Raw genomic sequence first — 16,785 nt, 5'->3', positions numbered from 1 at the left:
CGGAGAAACATTCGGAGTATAGTCCGGCGACGCCGGGGGGTGAACACGAAAATTTCACCGGCGGTCCGAAACGGAACGCGGCGGGTGCTGGCCCGAAAGGGTCAGGACCTCCACCCCCGTTCCCGTCACCAGGACCGTGTCTTCAATTCTGACTCCCCCCCACCCCGGGATATACACCCCGGGCTCCACGGTCACGACCATCCCTTCCTCTACGACGTCGGCCGAACCCGGACCCAGGCGGGGCAGTTCATGGATGTCGAGGCCGACGCCGTGCCCCAAGCCATGCCCGAAATAGTCCCCCAGGCCGCGTTCGGCCAGCAGCCCGCGCGCGGCGGCGTCGACCTCATGTCCCGTGAGACCGGGCCGCAGCCGGTCGATGGCCGTCCGTTGCGCGTCGGCGACCGCCTGGTGGACCTCCTCAAACCGCGGCGGGGGCGGCCCCAGGCAAAACGTTCGGCTCAGGTCCGCGCAGTATCCATCTAGACGCGCCCCCAAGTCGCAGAGGAGGATGGTCCCGGGCCCCAGGCTCAAACCCCGGGCCCGCGCATGAGGGCGCGAAGAATTCTCTCCCACCGCCATAATCGGCTCGAAGGCGGGACTTCCGCCTCCTTCGAAAATCTCGGCGCAGACCGCCGCCTGCAGGCGGTGGTCGGTGACCGCCGGAACGGCCGCTGAGACCAGCCGCAGGAAAGCCCGGTCCGTCAGGGCCGCGGCGGCGCGGATCTTGGACAGCTCTCCGGAATCCTTACGGGAACGGAGTTCCTCGACTGATCCGGGGATAAAGTCCACATTCAACCCCGGTAAACGCGCGAGAAGCTGCCGCTGGACCCGGCAGGAGACCGTGTCCTCCACCAGGAGCTTACGGGCCCGGACATCCTTCAGGAGCGCGGCCAGATCGTCGACCCCCGCCCTGGTTCCGAAGCGGCCTATTCCCGGCGCCAGATCTTCCCCCGCCTCTTCGGAAAAACGGGGATCGGTCAACAGCCAGGCTTTTCTCCTCCCCACCAGCAGCCATGCCGCATCCCCGCTGAAGCCGGAGAGGTAGGCGACATTGCCGAGGGCGGCGACCAGAAAGTACTCCCCCTTGACCAGGGACAGTTTGCTCCGGATCGATGCGAGACGTTTCGGGAGAAGGGAGGAAGATTCAGTCAACGGGAGCCTCGGCCTCGTCGATGAGCATGACCGGGATTCCGTCCCGTACCGGGTAGATCAGCCCGCAGCGTTCCCCCCGGCGGAACTCTCGGGTTTCCCGGTCGCGATCCAGACAGTACAGCCGTTCCTGTCCGGAGTCGTAGCGCAAGGGCGATTTACACGCCGGACAGACCAAAATAGCCAACAGTTTCTCGTCAAGCATCGGTGCCTCCCTTCCGTTTAACACCCGACTCCGGGCCAAGCTCCCGGAGCCAGTAGTCTTTCACCATCTCCTGCCATGTCCGGATCTTCTTTCCGGTGAGGGCGCTGTACTTCCCGCAGTCCATGACCGAATAGGCCGGCCGGACCGCCGGGCGCCCGGAGTCCGCGCTGGAAATGGGCAGGACCCGGGTCTCCGATCCCGCCAGGTCGAGCAGATAGCGGGCGTATTCGTACCACGAACACTCCCCGAGTCCGCAGAAATGGTATACTCCCCTCCCTTCCCCGTCGACCAGGGCCGCCACCGCTTCGGAAAGATCCGTTGTCGAGGTGGGCGAACCGACTTGATCGGAGACAACGGCGAGTTCGGAACGGGAGCAGGCGGCGCCCCAGATCGTGGCCGGAAAATTTTTCCCGCCGGGTCCGAAAAGCCATGACGTCCGAACGACGATCCATTCGCCCCCGGCGGTCTCTACCGCGGTCTCTCCGGCCAGCTTGCTTCGTCCGTATTCATTGATCGGCGCCGGCGGATCGCCCTCCCGATAAGGACGGTTTCCCCGGCCGTCGAAAACGAAGTCGGTGCTGATATGAACGAGCCCGACACCGCGCTCCCGACAGGCCAGGGCCAGGATTCCCGGAGCGGTTCCATTGACCCGGGCGGCCAGCTCCGGATCGGCTTCGCATCCGTCGACGTCGGTATAAGCGGCCGCGTTGACGACCCAGGCCGGCCGGTAAATATCCAGGTTGCGGGCCACGGCCTCGGGGGAAGTGATATCGCATTCGCCGATATCCACCCCGGCCGTCTTCCGGCTCCGGGCCAGGACCTTCAGGAGCATCCCCCCCAACATCCCTCCCGCTCCCACCACCAGGATATTGTTCGCCTCAACGGTGGGCATACTGCCTGCGGTAATATTCCCTGAACTCGCCGCTCTTGATCTTTTCCCACCACCAGCGGTTGTCCCGATACCAGGCGACGGTCGCTTTCATCTCCTTATCGAACTCGGCGGCGGGGCTCCACCCCAGGGCATTGAGGCGGGACGAGTCGAGGGCATAACGCCGATCGTGGCCTTCGCGGTCCTTGACGTGCCGGATCATCGACTCCGAAGCCCCCAGAAATTCGAGCATGAGGAACGTCAGCTCCTTGTTGGTCAGGAGGTTCCCGCCCCCGATATTGTAGACTTCTCCCGGAGTCCCCCGGGCCGCGACCACATCGATGGCGCTGCAGTGGTCCCGGACGTAGAGCCAATCGCGGACATTGAGCCCGTCCCCGTAGAGCGGAACCTGAAGACCGTCGAGCAGGTTGGTGACGAAGAGGGGAATCATCTTCTCGGGATATTGGTACGGGCCGAAGTTGTTCGAAGCCCTGGTGATCACCACCGGGACTCCGTAGGTGGCAAAATACGAATAAGCCAGACGGTCGGCGCCGGCCTTGCTCGCCGCGTAGGGGTTACGGGGCATCAACGGGTCCGTCTCCACGCTGAAGCCCTTCTCGATACTGCCGTAGACTTCGTCGGTCGAAATCTGCACGAATCTGCCCACGCCCCTCTGCTTGGCCGCCTCCAACAGAACATAGGTGCCGTAGATGTCGGTCCGGATGAAGTCGTCCGGGTCGCCGATCGATCTGTCCACGTGGGTTTCCGCGGCGAAGTTAACCGCCAGATCGATCCCCTCCGCGAAGAGATGCCCGACCGTATCGGCGTCGGCGATGTCTCCTTTGACGAAACGATAGCGCGGGTCGTCGGCGATATCCTTGAGGTTGTCGGGGTTTCCCGCGTACGTCAGTTTGTCGAGGTTGACGATCTCGTCCTCGGGATGGGTTTCCAGCCAGTAGTGGATGAAATTGGAGCCGATGAAGCCGGCCCCCCCGGTGACCAATACCTTCCTGCTCATCTTAGCGCGGGTTCCTTTCATATCTTGTTGGCGCCGCCATCATATACCATTCGGCTGACCCGGGAGAGGTTTTCTATCGACGAGCCGGCGTCGGCCCACCACCCGTCCAGTATCCCGTAGCTCATCTGGCCGGCCGCGATATAGAGGTTGTTGACGTCGGTGATCTCCAGCTCCCCCCGGCCCGACGGCTCGATATTCCGGATATAGTCGAAGACCTTTCCGTCATACATGTAGATGCCGATGACCGCCAGGTTGGTCGGAGGATCCTTCGGTTTTTCGATAATCGTCCGCACCTGCTCCCCCTCTATCACCGCCACCCCGTAGTCGCGCGGATTATCCACTTCCTTGAGGAGGATCTTGGCCCCGGAAGGTTGCTCGAGAAAATCGCCGACGTGAACGGTGATGTTTTTTTCTATGACATTGTCTCCCAGCATCACCAGAATCCTGTCCCCGTCCGCGAAATGCTCGGCCAGCGAAAGCGCTTCCGCGATTCCGCCCTCCCCCTCCTGGTAGGCGTACCGCAGCCATTTGAGCCCGAACTCCTTGCCGTTGCCCAGCAGGCGGAGAAAATCCCCGGCGTTGTTCCCGCCGGTGACCACCATGATGTCTTCGATGCCCGCGTTGACCAGCGTCTGGATGGGGTAATAGATCATGGGTTTGTCGTAAATCGGCAACAGGTGCTTGTTGGTTATCTTGGTCAGCGGATAGAGCCTGGTCCCCAGGCCTCCGGCCAGTATCACTCCCTTCATGGTCCGTTCTCCTGCGAAGGTTGCGGCAATTCCCGGTGGAATCGCAGTTGATCCTTAGCGATGTATACGAAGCCCCCGATCGAGGAAGCCAGAAGAAAAGCAAGGTAGTAGTTGAGAGAGATCATCAGGGCCCCCAGTTCCCCGATGCCGGGAAGGCTCCCGAAGAAGAGTATGAAAAACGCCTCCCGGGTCCCGACCCCTCCGAACGAGATGGGAACGGACATGATGGCGGCGATGGTGGGGAGAAACAGGTAGAAATACCCGATGGATATGTGGCCCATGGTCCCTTCCGACGGAGGTACCGCGGGCGAATAAAAGGCCCGATAGATCATCCAGCAGGATAAAACTATGAAAACCCAGATCGCCACCGATACCGCCAGCGCCTTGAATAAAACGGGGAACTGCCCGCGATAGAGCAGCACCGAGTCGTGAATGCCGCGTATTTTCGTCTTCAGCCCCGCCACCGGAATGAGCCGAAAGACCAGCCCCATGATCCGGTCGTTGAAAATCACCAGGAAAAACGCGCCCAGGAAGACGGTCAGTCCCCCCACGACGCCGAAGATCATCCAGGCATAGACGGCGATGTGGGGATTGCCGAGGATGATCCTCCACCCGAGAGCCAAAGATACGACCGCCACGATACAAAGCCCGGCGATTCCCAGAAGCCGGTCGAGGAGTACCGAGACGAAAGCCTCCTTTCCCTTTCCGGCGAACCGGTGAAGGTAGTAGATCTTGATGGCGTCCCCGCCGACGGTACTGGGCAGGAAGTTGTTGAAGAACATTCCGATCATGAAATACATGAAGATGCTGCCCTTGCTCAGGCGCACGCCCTGAGCGCGCAGCAGCAACCCCCATCGGAGAGCCCCCCCGCTGAGCAGGAGGATGACCGACAGAACCGCTGCCCCCAGCCACAACCAGTCGGCCTTCTCGTAATAAACCGGGAACGCCGAGATGTCCTGCCGGGATGCGATTTGATAAACGATATAGCCGATCAGCCCGAAACTGACCGCGAGGCGGGCGAATAGAAACAGCCGTTTTTTCCAGCTTCCCTTGCCTTCGATTTCGTAACCGTCTTTCACCCGAATCCTCCTGGCGGTAAAGTACAGAGTATCGAGTGTTCCGGGACCGTCTTCAACCTCAAAATACCCGTGAAGGGCGACGGCTCACCAACGCAGACGCCGGGGGGCAAAGAAATACATGATAAACGCCCCCAGGGCGGCGCAGTTGAGAAGACAAAAGGTGAAGGGAAGGGAAAAATACGGCGGGCAACGACGGTGGCGGGAGGTGAGCCGCCAGCCTTCCAGGGCGGCCAGGTAAAAAACCGTCTGAGCCAAAGCCAGCGCCCGGAAGCCGGCGACCCAGGAGAGGACGTAGATACCGGCGAGCGCGAACGGCGCCAGCAGTCGCAGCAATTTGTGGGAGACGACTTGGAAAGCGATCCCCTGGGCGGGGTTGAATATCCAGGGTTCGCGCCTGAAGAGCTGATAATTGCCGGCCAGGGTCCTTACTTTCCGCCGAAACTCCTTCCCCGAAGCCGCGGCTTCCATCTCGTAGGCGACGGCCTCTTCCGCGAACAGCAGTCTCCGCCCCGCCCTCACCGCCTGCAGCGGAAGCGCCACGTCGTCGAGAATGGTGTCGGAAGGGAGTGCCCGGTAAAATTCCCGGCGCAGCGCCCAGATCGCGCCGGTGGCTCCGATCACCGAATGGATCTTCGATTCCGCCTTCCTGATCGCCTTTTCCAGTTTCCAATACGCATCTACCCGGACCGTGCCGGAAGCCTGCGGCGTCTCCTCCCTCAGAACCAGCTGACCCGAAACGGCGCCGATGTCGGGATCGGCGAAGGCTTCCGCCAGTTTTCCGAGGGCGTCGGGGGCGAATTCGGCGGTGGCGTCGGTGAAAACGATGATCGCGCCGCCGGTCAGGGGGATCGCGCGGTTGAGCGCGGTTATTTTTCCCCGGTTGGCCTCGAGGGCGATCAGCCTCACCCCGCGTTCGCGGTAGCGTTCGATAATCGCCGAGCTGCCGTCGGTGCTTCCGTCGTCCACTGCCACCACTTCGAGTCTGTCCCGGGGATATTCCAGAGAAAGCGCGTTTTCCAGCTTCCTCTCCAGGTGCCGGGCCTCGTTATGAACCGGAATGACGAGAACCGCCGAGGGAAGTTCGGCCGGGGGGGAACCCGGGTGGAGGCGACGCTTCTTCAGCCGCCCCCAGAGAAGCAGGACCAGGAAATACCCGGCATAGGTGTACACGACCCAGAATCCTAAAAACAATATGACGGCCGTCACTTCATCCGCCTCGCCCTTCGGGAAACCGTTTGACAGCGTAAAGTTTAATTTCTACATTATTGTCAATTTCGGCATCAAGGAGGTTTTCATGCCCAACGACGTTTCAGCTCACGACCGGCTCAGTTCCGATACCGATCCGGCGCCGGCCTCAGGCGGAACCGACGGCGGAAGTTTTTTCCAGAAAATCGTTGTTTCGGCCATTATCGGGCTTCTGGCGGTAGCCGTCATCTTTCTCCTTGCCCGGTATAAAAAACAGGGGGCCGATCTGCTCGAACAGACCCAGCTGCGGGAATCCGCCGAACTGCGGGCCCAGGAACAGGCCGGCGAAATCTCCGCCCAGCAGTCCCGGCTGGCCGCCGTCGAGGTCGAACTTCAAAACATTCAGACCTCTCACGGCCGCCTGGAGACCGACCTGAGCGGGGTTCGCGCCGAAAACCTGCGTCTGAGCGGCCAACTCGAAGCCAGCGAAGCCAGGAACCGCGATCTGGCGGATCGACTGGCCGAGGAAAAAGCCGCCCTGGCCGAGGCGCGGACGAAGCTGGACGAGGAGCGCGAGGGGCAGAAGGTGCTTTTTTCCAAGATCGAGCGCCTGATGCAGGAACGCGAGTCGCTCAAAGAGAAACTGGCCCAGACGTCCCGTTCCGGCTCGATCGAAATGCCCCAGATGCTGGTTACCCAACAGGAGCCGAGCGGTTCCGGGGTGGTGGGAGCCGTTCTCGCCGTCAACGGCGAATACGATTTCATCGTCATCAGCCTGGGCAGGGAAGACGGGATCAAGCCCGGCGACCGTTTCCGGATCGTGGACCACGGCGACGTGGTCGGTGAAGTCGTGGCCCGACGGGTGCTGGACCGGATGACGGTGGCCGACATCGAAACCTCTCAAACCACCCGGAAGGTGCGGAAAAATTTCAAGGTCATCCTTGATGGCTGACAAGCGGCGCTTCCCTTCGAAAACTTTCCTGGTCTCGATCTCGCTCCTGGTCGACGCCTGCTTGATCTTCTCCGCCGATCTGGCCGCCTTTTTCATCCGCTTCGGCTTCGAATACGGTCCGCTCCCGCGGGTCAACCGGATCGCGTGGCTGGGCCTGGTCCTCCCCATCATCGTCCTGAGACTCCTGTGTTTCTACATCTACGGGCTCTACAACAAGCCCAAATACAAATCGACGTACGACATCGTCCTCAGCACCGTCAAGGCCACCACCGTCAGCACGGGCATCATCATCGTCGTCGCTTTCATGGCCCGGTCTTTCGCCTACCCGCGTTCCGTGATCCTCATCTCCTGGGCGCTGACCATTCCCCTGATCGTTTTCTGGAGGCTGGCGACCAAGCGGATCATCAACTGGATACTTAAAAAAAACTATTTCGTCTCCCAGGTGCTGATCATCGGAACCTGCCGCGAAGCGCAACGGATCGCCACCCGCCTGGTGAGGGAAGCGGCCATCACCCGGAAGCTGGTGGGTTTCATCAACCCCTCCTCGGCCCGCAGCGATCCCGCGATCGCCGGACAGGTGTTGGGAGGGATATCCGATATTTCCGCCCTGGTCAAGGAGAAGGCCATCGACGAAGTCGTCATCGCCTCGCCCCTCATTACCCGGCAGGAGATCCTGGCGGTCATCAACGAATTCTCCGGAACCGACGTGATCTTCCGGATCGTTCCCGGTCTCTACGAGGCCACCATCGGCACCATGGCCGGAAGTCCGACCGAGGACATCCCCCTCATCAGCCCCACCGCCCATCAGAAAGTGGCCTGGTACCCCGACCTCAAACGGTTGATCGACACCTTCGGGGCCGTGGCCGGCCTGATCGTCTCTTTTCCCTTCATGCTGGGCGCCGCCGTCCTGATCAAACTGACCTCCCCGGGGCCGGTGATCTACCGGCAGGTCCGGGCCGGCCTGCATGGGAAGATATTCACTCTCTATAAGTTCCGAACCATGATCCCGGGGAGCGAAGCAGCGGGGGCCGCCTTCGCCGCCGACGACGATCCCCGCATCACCCGGTTCGGCGGCTTCCTGCGGCGGTTTCGGCTCGACGAGCTTCCGCAGCTTTACAATGTCCTGATCAACGATATGAGCCTGGTGGGGCCGAGGCCGGAAAGGCCCGTATTCATCCGGCAGCTGATGGAAGAGATCCCCTTTTACGCCGAGCGGCTGGCGGTAAAACCGGGCCTGACCGGGTGGGCGCAAATCGTCCACGGCTACGCGTCCACCCCGGAGGAACACCGCCAGAAGCTGCTCTACGACATCTTCTACATCGAGAACATGTCGCCCGCTCTGGATTTTCTTATCATTTTCCGCACCGTCTCGGTCGTGCTCCGCGGCAGCGGCTCGAGGTAAGCCCGACGGTCATTTCCCGCCGCCGGAGAAGATCGGAGCGATCGCGGGCAGCGCTTCCCGGATAAAGAGCCGGAAGGATTCTTCCGCGTAGTCGAGCCCGTCGTCGCCGTCCCAGGAAAGCCGGACCAGGCAGAAGGCTCGCTCTCGCCCCGCCAGGCGCTTCGCCAGGTTGGCCACCTGGGGAAGAAGATAATCCGGAGTAAAACCGTTACCGTCCGCGTACCAGTAATACACCAGGCTCCGGCGCCGCATCCTTTCGGCCTCGAAGCGGTTGACCTCGATCTCCTTCCCCTCCCCGTAAGGAACGCCGATCCGCGACCGCGCGGTCTCGTCGCTGGCCCCGCCGATCAGGCAATATTCGGGAGGGTGGAGCGAAAACGTCCCGGGGGCGCCCTCCACCACGTAGAGATCGAGATGTCTGTCCCCCTTGAGATAGCTGATATACACCGCGGCGACTCCTCCGACCCGGGCGGGATGGTCGGGCCCCAGGGAAACGCGCTTTCCCTTCCAGCCGGAGATTTCCAGCGGAATCTTCTCGAGATCGATGACCGGATACGAGCCCGGCTCGTGACGCCGGTTCGAAATCGTCGCCGCCAACCCCAGGATCAAAACGGCCGCAACGGTTTCGACGACGACGATCACACCCCGTTTTTTCATCGGCGGAACCATCTCCCGACCGCAAGCAGATAGAGAAAAAAGCAGAACCCGAAAGCCCCGGCGCCGGCCAGGAGATGGATCGGACCTTCGAGAGCCACCGGCCCGATCACCCGGCGGACCACTATCAGAAACACCACCCGCAGAAGATTGCTGAGCGGCGCCATCGACAACGCCAGCCCCGCCAGGAGAACCTTGCGCAGCGGTCCGGATTCTTCCTGAAGAGCGAAAAACAAGCCCAGGGAGGCAAAAACCAAGAGCGAGCGCAGCCCGCTGCAGGGGTCGCCGATCACCAGGCTCGGCCCGGGAGGGGCACCGGCGACGATCACGGTGGAACCATCCAACACCGCTTGCACCCCCAACAATCCGGCGACGACAACCCCCCCGGCGGCGGCTAAGGATTTGAGGTGAGCGGTCAACGCCAACAGCCAGACTCCGGGGAGGGGGATCATGCCCAGGAGCAGGAGGAGAGGAGGAAGGGCGATCCGGGCCCGGGCGGCACCTGCCCACGACCAGTACCACCCGATCCCGGCCAGAACCAGCCCCCAGGCGACGAGAAATCGGATATCGATGACGATGCCCGAGGCCGCGATCGACACCCCCAACCCATACGCGAAGGCCCCGAAAAAAGAGGCCTGCCGGCCCACGGCGGCGATCCGGGAGCGGCGCAGATAGATGAGCCAGGCGATGGCGGCCGGAATCAGCCAGCCGTGAGAGTAGTAGGATTCCTGTTCGAAGAACCGGCGGTTCATCCAGGTCAGCGCCCGCCAGGCCGGCCACGCCAGTACCAGCAGGGGCAGGAAAGGGGCGATCCATCCCAGCAATTTCCGCGGCCCGACAAGAACGGCTTTCATCGGGTAAACTCGAAGAGGGTGATTTCGGGGGGGCAGAGAAAGCGGATCGGCACCGTCTTGGTGGCGATCCCCCGATTGACGTAGAGAACGGTGTTTTTCAACCGGTAGAGACCCCGGACGAACCGCGACCTCCCGAACTCCTCGAACAGACTCCCCCAACCGGGAAGGCCGACCTGCCCGCCGTGGGAATCCCCGGAAAGCACCAGGTCCACGCCTTCATCCGCCAGCGCTTCCGCCGCGTCGGGGGAATAAGCCAGAAAAATTATGGGTTTTCCCGGAGGCACCCCGGAGACGATTTCCCGGATCCGGTCGGCGGGCACCGGTTGCCCGTAGCCGGGGAAATCGATCCCGGCCAGATAAAATTCGGCCGGAGCCGCTCCCGGCTGCATCCGCAACGCCCTTTCCCCGATCATCTCCAGGCCGGCCCGGCGCAGGGCATTCCGCTGGGATACGGAAAAGGCGTTGCGGTCGGCGTTACCCAGAACTCCGTAGGACCAGAGCCCGGGCTTGAGTTGGCGGATGAATTCCACGGCCAAGCGGCCCTGCCCCGGTCCTTCGACCAGATCTCCGGTAATGAGGATCAGATCGGGGCGCAACCGGTTCAAGCGGGCGATCAGGGACCGTTCCCGGAACCCCAAGCTCCCCCGCAGGTGGAGGTCGGAGATCTGGGCGACCCGGACCCCCTCCAGGGCGGCGGCCAGGTCCGGGTTTTCGATGCGCACGCGCCGCACGGTGATCCAGTTGGGTTCGACGACCAGGGCGTCGAACAAAAGAAAACCGGCCACGGCGCATAGGCCGGCCAGACCGACCACGCCCAGGACGGCCAACCTGCTGCGGACTCTGCTCATCTGATCGGGGAGATAGCAACCCCGGGCTTATTCGACCTGGATCGAGCCCACCACCCAATCCTCGATCTTGGGATCGGTATAGGGCTGCTTGATATAATCTTCCCCGACCACCGGCTGCTCGATGTTGACGACCTCCTGCCCCCGGCCGTCGTCCCAGGTCGCGGTCTTGATATACCCGACCCCGTCGCTTTGGATGGGGGTATAGAGACCGGCCCGGACCAGATATCGCCCGGGAGGGGCGTCGGGGCGGATCATCACCGGCGACGACAACGCGCCCACTTCCTGCTTCAGCGGCCACTGCCGTACCGGGACCACCAGATTGTTGTCCCCGTTCACCGCTCCCTGGAGGTCGTTTTCCCGGTAGATATGGACGAACAGCTTGCAGGGGGCGAAGACCGGAGCCTTCAGGGAAAAGAACACCTTGACGAAGAAGACTTCCCCCCGCTTGACGCTGGCCGGGCATTCCAGGCGCACGAACTCGACCGTGGGCTCGCTGGTCGGCATCCCCCGCGCCAGCAGCCGCAACCCGGTGACGTAAAAGGTGGCTTCCCGGTCGAGGGCGACCGAAAAGATTTTCACCCGCGCTATCCGGGAGATATTGATTACCCCCCCCAGCGTCACCATATCCAGCAGTTCCTGAGCCGACTCCCCCGGTTTCAACCGGACTTCCTTTTTATACATCCGTCCTTGAGCGTCGCTGATCTGTATGAACAACCTGCGCAGGGGAGATTGGCCGGGGACCGACAAACCTACCTGGAGAGCGTCGTACAGCGACCAGTCGGCATATTGGGGGAATATCTGGAAAAAATTGTTCAACTCCACCCCCGGATAAGGGACCGACGGATCGGGGACGATGGCGACCGCGGCCACCGGGAGCTCGTCGAGGTCGTAGCGCTCGACCCGCGCCCCCACCGGTTGCCAGAGGAGGACGTCGTTGTCTTTCTCGAAACTGACTATGTCCAGGTCGGCGACGGGAGCCTGCTCCCCTTCCCCCGGCCCTCCCCCGGCTCCGTCGGCCGGAGGAACCACCCGCACCCGACCCACCGTGAAATCCTTGATCTCGGGATTGGTGAACTTTTCCCGGATATACCGGGTTTCCTGCCCGGTGCGGTCGATCTCCATCAACCCGGTCCTGAGATCGTACTCTCCGGGGGCGATCGTGCCGGGAACGGTCAGGCCGATCGGGCCGGCTTCCACCGTCTGGCCCACCGCCCAAAGCGAAGTGGGATATTTGGGATAGAAATCGGCGTTGAGAACCGGGTTTTTCTGGCCGGCCGGAGCCAGATGGAAAAACACCTTCTCGTCGCCGTCGACCGGAGCCGTAAGCTGGAAAAAAGCGCTGGCCTTGACGAACGTCCCCTGGGGAATCTCGGTCTGCAGGGAAAAACTGATGAATTTCAGCCGGGCGGGGCCTTCCCTGAGCACGGTTTCGCTCCTACCCATCCCAGTCAATACCAGGAAGATCGCTAAACCCATCAATTTTTTATGCATCTCCACTTTCTCCGGTTACAGTCGCTGCTTGTCGTTTCGAAATCTCACTCGATCACTTCCACCTCGGCCACCGAATGCCCGGGCAGGTCGGCGTTGGCGTAGGGCAGAAAAACAACCCCCCCTTCCCCGCTCTCCCCCAAGGGACGGGCCATGACCGCTTCCAGTTCGTACAAGCCGGGGGAGGCGGTCATCGGGATTTCCAGGGGGAACGGACCGACCCGGGCCATCCGCCCCGGCGCCCAGGCCGAGGTGGGCAGCGGCGGGGAAACCTCGCCCAAGGGAGTGATGCCGGCTCGATTCTTGAGACGGACCAAGAGCAGGCAGCCCTCCGGCAACGCCGCCTCCGGCATGAAGAAGAAAGAAGCCTCAACTATCTCCCCCCGGCGGAGAATCCGGGGAAATTCCAACCCAAGAAATTTAAGCCCCGGCTGCCGGTTCGAAGCCGGTGGGGTCTCGCCGACCCCGGGGAGGCTGAAATTGGAAAAGAAGAGAACCGTTTCGCTTCCCGGGCCCCACAAGAAAAGATTCAGATAGCTGACTCGCCCCAGGTTGAGTTGGCCGGATGCAGCCGACAGCGGTACTGATATCGAAGTAGTTCGGCCCGGCGCCAGTTTCTGGGCTCTTTGGAAGGAGTTCCCGGACTGGTCCTTGATTTTAATCTTCAAATCCACGGGCCACCCGTTGGGGTTATAAGCGTCGAATTCCAACGCCTTCACCCCCCGCCAATCCATCACGCCCATGGATTCGTCGGTCCAGAGAAGCCCCGGAGCGGTGCCGGGGTAATACGTGACCCGGGCCCAGTGCCGGGCGCCGGGCAGATCCAGGTCGGTCACCGCCAGCGCCGTCTGGTGGGTGACCCAGATCCCGGTATCCCCGGGCTGCTCGAAGGAACATCGGAAACCCGCCATCGAACGGGGCTGGAAGGAGTTCATGACGGCTTGCGGCTCGCGGACCAAACCCCGCAGCCACCCCTTCACCTCCGTCAACCGGCTCCCCAAAAAAAGTCCCACCACCAGGAGGAACAGGAAAATCCAAATCCCGGTGAGCAGGCGATTTGCCAGCCTTTTTCTTTCCATCCGTCCGCCAAATAGGTTAGAGTTCGGTGTTGTTTTGAAGGAGACTAGCAGAGCGAAGCGGTCGCCGTCAATCCAAGGCTGCGCCCGACGCTTCGAGTTGACAATTCAAAGCGGCAGTTGCTATAAATTGATTTCAGCAATTACTTCAATCTAAGGAGCCCTTGATGAAGCGACTGTTCATCTTCATTCTGGCCGCGGGGGCGGCGGGAAACCTCCTTGCGGACACGGCCGAAATCGCGGACCGTTACGACCTGGAGAGCGTCTGGAAACCGGGCGGCCGCACCTTCCGCCCCATGGACTACCCGTTCAGCCCCCGGCCGCTGACCATCGGGGGACCCGACGACGTCCTCTGGGGCAACGAGGGGTTCATCTTCCGCAACCCCCGGATGCGCGACCTCGAACGCTACTACCCCGAAGCCGGGTCTCGAAGAACCGCGGAGTCTCCCGCCCCCAGCGAGGAAGAGCTTCTCCAGGCCCTGCGGGACGAACAAGCCGCCGCCGACGCCCTGAAAAAAGAAGTCGAGGCCTTGAGAAACCAGGTCGAGGAATTGACGATCAAGGCCGAAGACGAAGAAATCAAGCGCCGCCAGGCGGAGCTGCAGCTCAGCGAGGCCGAGGCGAGCGGTTCCGAGACCGGTCCGCGGATCACGGTAACCGCCGCGGGCGAACCGGTTTCCGCGCAGCTTCTGGGCATGGACACCTACCTGGTCGGCGAGGGCGAGTGCCTCTGGACCATCGCGGGCAAGCCGGAAGTTTACGGCAACCCCTACCGTTGGCTCCTTCTCTACCACGCCAATCGCGACCAGATCTTCGAACCGGACCTGATCTACCCGGGAATGGTGCTGATCGTCCCCCGCTACGCCGGGCTGGAGACGGTGGGGGGGCCCGCCGCGGTCCCGGAACCGGCCGGATCGGCCGGAACCGAACCTACGGAGGATTAAGACCATGCCCGGCAGCCTCTCCCGCGGACCGGTTAGAGCGAGCGCCGTCCTGGCCACCGTCTTCCTCCTCCTGGCCGGGACCGGTGCGGCCCAAGTGGCCCAGAGCAGCGCCGAAGCCCAGACCGAAGCGGCCATCCAAGCCAACCTACAGCCCAAACTCGACACCCTGGTGGGGCCGGGAAGAACGATCGTATCCATCGACGTCACCCTCAGCGATCCCACCGGTAACGGCAACCTGCAGAGGATACAGGGGCTTTCCCGGATATCCGGGGTAAAGACGGTCGACGCCGCCCAGGAAAAGAAACTGGTTCAGGCGGCCAATAACTTCTCCCCCACCATCTCCAGCCTCCACATCACCGTCGAGGTCGACGAAAACCTGCCCCAGGAACAGATCGAAGCCATCGAACCGGCCGTCCGGCGCTGGGCCGGGATCAACGAAGCCCGCGGCGACACCGTCGCCGTCGTCCCCGAACCGTGGCCCGAAGTGGCGCTTCCTCCCTCGGCGGCCCAACAGAACTACGTCCTCTACGCCCTCATCGCCCTCGCGGGCCTGCTCATCCTGATCGCCGCCATATTCCTGCCCCTGCGGAAACAGAAACGCGCGGAAACGGCGATCATCGGCGGGGCCCAGGGGGCGGGCGGCGAAGCGGGGGGGAGCGGGCACGAGGAAAGCCCGGAAGACAAGAAGAAACGGCGGCGCCAGGAACTGGAGGAAATCCGCCAGGTGGTGGCTGCCGCCGGCGGCGGGGATTACGGAGAAATACTGGAAGAGATCCGAGACGCCCTCGACCGGAGCGGCCAGGGGACCAATTTCGACGAGCTGCTGGGGGAGATCCGCGACGCCCTCACCCGCGGGCCCCAGGAAGCGGACGCCCTGCTCTCCGAAATCCGGGACACTCTCTCCGACATGCTCGACGAACAGCGCAAGCTGGTCGCCGGCGGCGGCACCGGCACCGGGACTCCCGGAACGGGAGCACCGGCGGCCGCGGCCCCGGCGGCGCAGGCGGCCGGACCGGCGGCGCCGGGAGCCGCCGGAGTCGGCTTCGGCGCCGAGGTGGTCGAGGTCCTGGGCAACATCGAAGATCTGATGTCCCAGCAACTGGAGAAGCTCCCCGACGCCTCGCTCCTCGACGAGCCCTTCAAGTACCTGCGCTCCCTGCCGCCCGACGAAGTCCACCTCCTGATCATGGACGAGGAACCGAAACTGGCCGCCGCGGTTCTCTCCCAAGTCGATCCCAAGGACGCCGCCGATGCCCTGAGCAAGCTGGAGGAGGAAAAACAGCTGGAGGTGGCCCAGGCCATGAGTTCTCTGACCGAGGGGGAGGACATGGCCGGGGAGATCAAGGCTTTCCTGGAACGCAAGCTCAAACAGATCAAGATGCTGAAAGATTATATCCCGGTCATGGGCTACCGGGTTCTGGCCGACATCCTCAGTTCCAGCCGGTACGCGGTGGCCAAGATCATTCTGGAGAACATGCAGAAACGGAATACCACCCTGGCCGAGGAGGTCCGCAAACGCATGTTCCTCTTCGAGGACATCTCATCCCTGGACGACAAGGATATCGAAACCCTTATCCACAACATCTCCCGGGAGATGATCGCCAACTCGCTCTCCGATGCGTCCGACGAAGTTAAAGCCAAGTTCCTGCGCAACATGACCGACCGGGCCCGGGAAATGTTCGAAGAAGACACCCAAACCGTGCGCCGGGTCGAGATCGAGCGCGAAGGAAAGGAACTGCCGTTCAACGAAGCCATGCTGGAAGTCGATCAGAACGTGATCGAGGATATCTTCCGGACCGTGGACCGGACCGTCCTGAAGATGGCGCTGCGGGGGGCGTCCGAGCAGGTGCGGGAGAAGTTTTTCGCCGGCCTGACGGAGCGGGCGGTGGCCATGCTCAAGGAGGATCTGGAAGTGATGGGTTCGATCAGCCGCAAGCGGGCCGACGAAGCCCAGGAGGAGATCATGAACATCCTCCGCCAGCTCAGCAGCAAGACCATGGAGGCCCAGCACGAGATCATCGCCACCATCCGCAAGCTCGAACGCGAGGGACAGGTTTCGGTGCACAGGTTCCAGGAGGAGATGGTTTAGCGGGGGCCGGATTTCATGATAAAGGTGACCAGGCTCAACGGGCAGGAGATGGTTCTCAACGCCGATTTCATCGAACGGGTGGAAGGCCGGCCGGATACGATCATCACCCTGACCACCGGCGAGCAGTTCATCGCCCGTGAAAGCGTGGACGAAATCGTCGGGAAAGTGAAGGATTACAAGCGTTCGATCGCGGCACCGCTGCAACCCAAGGAATAGGAACAGGCC

General features: G+C 62.4%; 17 protein-coding genes. 5 read left to right on the top strand and 12 right to left on the bottom strand.

The genetic code is table 11. The annotated features are described in order from the left end of the window. Positions 1 to 54: 54 nt before the first annotated feature. From PLZ73_00815 to PLZ73_00785, 7 genes are all read right to left on the bottom strand, one after another. Entirely contained in the window at positions 55 to 1,152 is a 1,098-nt protein-coding gene (locus tag PLZ73_00815; GenBank protein HOO76414.1) for a Xaa-Pro peptidase family protein, read from the bottom strand. Continuing rightward, on the bottom strand, positions 1,145 to 1,354 hold the full coding sequence (locus PLZ73_00810) for a Trm112 family protein (GenBank protein ID HOO76413.1): 210 nt from the start codon (positions 1,352 to 1,354) through the stop codon (positions 1,145 to 1,147). The genes PLZ73_00815 and PLZ73_00810 overlap by 8 nt, the downstream gene beginning before the upstream one ends. After that, positions 1,347 to 2,246, bottom strand: coding sequence for a dTDP-4-dehydrorhamnose reductase (gene rfbD / locus PLZ73_00805; protein ID HOO76412.1), 900 nt, complete (start codon positions 2,244 to 2,246; stop codon positions 1,347 to 1,349). The genes PLZ73_00810 and rfbD overlap by 8 nt, the downstream gene beginning before the upstream one ends. Next, entirely contained in the window at positions 2,233 to 3,240 is a 1,008-nt protein-coding gene (rfbB, locus tag PLZ73_00800; protein ID HOO76411.1) for a dTDP-glucose 4,6-dehydratase, read from the bottom strand. The genes rfbD and rfbB overlap by 14 nt, the downstream gene beginning before the upstream one ends. 17 nt (positions 3,241 to 3,257) lie before the next feature. Next, complete coding sequence (locus PLZ73_00795; GenBank protein HOO76410.1) at positions 3,258 to 3,989, bottom strand: sugar phosphate nucleotidyltransferase; 732 nt, start codon at positions 3,987 to 3,989, stop codon at positions 3,258 to 3,260. Beyond that, complete coding sequence (locus PLZ73_00790) at positions 3,986 to 5,068, bottom strand: lysylphosphatidylglycerol synthase transmembrane domain-containing protein (GenBank protein HOO76409.1); 1,083 nt, start codon at positions 5,066 to 5,068, stop codon at positions 3,986 to 3,988. The genes PLZ73_00795 and PLZ73_00790 overlap by 4 nt, the downstream gene beginning before the upstream one ends. An 84-nt stretch (positions 5,069 to 5,152) precedes the next feature. Continuing rightward, positions 5,153 to 6,274, bottom strand: coding sequence for a glycosyltransferase family 2 protein (locus tag PLZ73_00785; protein ID HOO76408.1), 1,122 nt, complete (start codon positions 6,272 to 6,274; stop codon positions 5,153 to 5,155). Positions 6,275 to 6,362: 88 nt separating this feature from the next. On the opposite strand from PLZ73_00785, the gene PLZ73_00780 reads away from it, so the two are divergent. Both PLZ73_00780 and PLZ73_00775 read left to right on the top strand, forming a co-directional pair. Then, positions 6,363 to 7,205: a hypothetical protein gene (locus tag PLZ73_00780; GenBank protein HOO76407.1), complete on the top strand. Its 843-nt coding sequence runs from the start codon at positions 6,363 to 6,365 to the stop codon at positions 7,203 to 7,205. After that, a complete protein-coding gene (locus PLZ73_00775; GenBank protein ID HOO76406.1) occupies positions 7,198 to 8,607 on the top strand; it encodes a sugar transferase in 1,410 nt (469 codons plus the stop codon). The genes PLZ73_00780 and PLZ73_00775 overlap by 8 nt, the downstream gene beginning before the upstream one ends. Positions 8,608 to 8,616: 9 nt before the next feature. Here the strand turns inward: PLZ73_00775 and PLZ73_00770 are convergent, their stop codons facing one another. The 5 genes from PLZ73_00770 to PLZ73_00750 form a co-directional block, all read right to left on the bottom strand. After that, entirely contained in the window at positions 8,617 to 9,264 is a 648-nt protein-coding gene (locus tag PLZ73_00770) for an EpsI family protein (protein ID HOO76405.1), read from the bottom strand. Beyond that, positions 9,261 to 10,115 (bottom strand): exosortase/archaeosortase family protein, encoded by an 855-nt coding sequence (locus PLZ73_00765; protein HOO76404.1) that lies wholly within the window; start codon positions 10,113 to 10,115, stop codon positions 9,261 to 9,263. The genes PLZ73_00770 and PLZ73_00765 overlap by 4 nt, the downstream gene beginning before the upstream one ends. Next, on the bottom strand, positions 10,112 to 10,963 hold the full coding sequence (locus PLZ73_00760; protein ID HOO76403.1) for a metallophosphoesterase: 852 nt from the start codon (positions 10,961 to 10,963) through the stop codon (positions 10,112 to 10,114). The genes PLZ73_00765 and PLZ73_00760 overlap by 4 nt, the downstream gene beginning before the upstream one ends. Before the next feature lie 27 nt (positions 10,964 to 10,990). Further along, the gene (locus PLZ73_00755) at positions 10,991 to 12,406 is read right to left on the bottom strand and encodes a hypothetical protein (GenBank protein ID HOO76402.1); all 1,416 of its coding nucleotides are present in this window, start codon (positions 12,404 to 12,406) and stop codon (positions 10,991 to 10,993) included. Between the two features lie 92 nt (positions 12,407 to 12,498). Further along, on the bottom strand, positions 12,499 to 13,530 hold the full coding sequence (locus tag PLZ73_00750; protein HOO76401.1) for a hypothetical protein: 1,032 nt from the start codon (positions 13,528 to 13,530) through the stop codon (positions 12,499 to 12,501). A gap of 164 nt (positions 13,531 to 13,694) precedes the next feature. Here PLZ73_00750 and PLZ73_00745 point away from each other — a divergent pair, with 164 nt between their 5' ends. From PLZ73_00745 to PLZ73_00735, 3 genes are read left to right on the top strand one after another with little or no spacing between them, the layout of a single operon-like run. Then, positions 13,695 to 14,471 (top strand): hypothetical protein, encoded by a 777-nt coding sequence (locus tag PLZ73_00745; GenBank protein ID HOO76400.1) that lies wholly within the window; start codon positions 13,695 to 13,697, stop codon positions 14,469 to 14,471. Between the two features lie 4 nt (positions 14,472 to 14,475). Next, on the top strand, positions 14,476 to 16,560 hold the full coding sequence (locus PLZ73_00740) for a FliG C-terminal domain-containing protein (GenBank protein HOO76399.1): 2,085 nt from the start codon (positions 14,476 to 14,478) through the stop codon (positions 16,558 to 16,560). Positions 16,561 to 16,575: 15 nt separating this feature from the next. Then, complete coding sequence (locus PLZ73_00735) at positions 16,576 to 16,776, top strand: flagellar FlbD family protein (GenBank protein ID HOO76398.1); 201 nt, start codon at positions 16,576 to 16,578, stop codon at positions 16,774 to 16,776. Positions 16,777 to 16,785 lie beyond the last annotated feature (9 nt).

This window comes from bacterium (assembly GCA_035380285.1).
GTDB lineage: Bacteria > Auribacterota > Erginobacteria > Erginobacterales > DAOSXE01 > DAOSXE01.
The sequence above is the reverse complement of the archived record's forward strand: the minus strand, read 5'-3'. Positions and strand labels throughout refer to the sequence as shown.

Excerpts from the sequence above, each read along its gene's own strand:
- PLZ73_00810 (HOO76413.1), bottom strand. The coding sequence starts at position 1,354 with ATGCTTGACGAGAAACTGTTGGCTATTTTGGTCTGTCCGGCGTGTAAA.
- rfbD (HOO76412.1), bottom strand. The coding sequence starts at position 2,246 with ATGCCCACCGTTGAGGCGAACAATATCCTGGTGGTGGGAGCGGGAGGG.
- rfbB (HOO76411.1), bottom strand. The coding sequence starts at position 3,240 with ATGAGCAGGAAGGTATTGGTCACCGGGGGGGCCGGCTTCATCGGCTCC.
- PLZ73_00795 (HOO76410.1), bottom strand. The coding sequence starts at position 3,989 with ATGAAGGGAGTGATACTGGCCGGAGGCCTGGGGACCAGGCTCTATCCG.
- PLZ73_00780 (HOO76407.1), top strand. The coding sequence starts at position 6,363 with ATGCCCAACGACGTTTCAGCTCACGACCGGCTCAGTTCCGATACCGAT.
- PLZ73_00775 (HOO76406.1), top strand. The coding sequence starts at position 7,198 with ATGGCTGACAAGCGGCGCTTCCCTTCGAAAACTTTCCTGGTCTCGATC.
- PLZ73_00770 (HOO76405.1), bottom strand. The coding sequence starts at position 9,264 with ATGAAAAAACGGGGTGTGATCGTCGTCGTCGAAACCGTTGCGGCCGTT.
- PLZ73_00765 (HOO76404.1), bottom strand. The coding sequence starts at position 10,115 with ATGAAAGCCGTTCTTGTCGGGCCGCGGAAATTGCTGGGATGGATCGCC.
- PLZ73_00760 (HOO76403.1), bottom strand. The coding sequence starts at position 10,963 with ATGAGCAGAGTCCGCAGCAGGTTGGCCGTCCTGGGCGTGGTCGGTCTG.
- PLZ73_00755 (HOO76402.1), bottom strand. The coding sequence starts at position 12,406 with ATGGGTAGGAGCGAAACCGTGCTCAGGGAAGGCCCCGCCCGGCTGAAA.
- PLZ73_00750 (HOO76401.1), bottom strand. The coding sequence starts at position 13,530 with ATGGAAAGAAAAAGGCTGGCAAATCGCCTGCTCACCGGGATTTGGATT.
- PLZ73_00745 (HOO76400.1), top strand. The coding sequence starts at position 13,695 with ATGAAGCGACTGTTCATCTTCATTCTGGCCGCGGGGGCGGCGGGAAAC.
- PLZ73_00740 (HOO76399.1), top strand. The coding sequence starts at position 14,476 with ATGCCCGGCAGCCTCTCCCGCGGACCGGTTAGAGCGAGCGCCGTCCTG.
- PLZ73_00735 (HOO76398.1), top strand. The coding sequence starts at position 16,576 with ATGATAAAGGTGACCAGGCTCAACGGGCAGGAGATGGTTCTCAACGCC.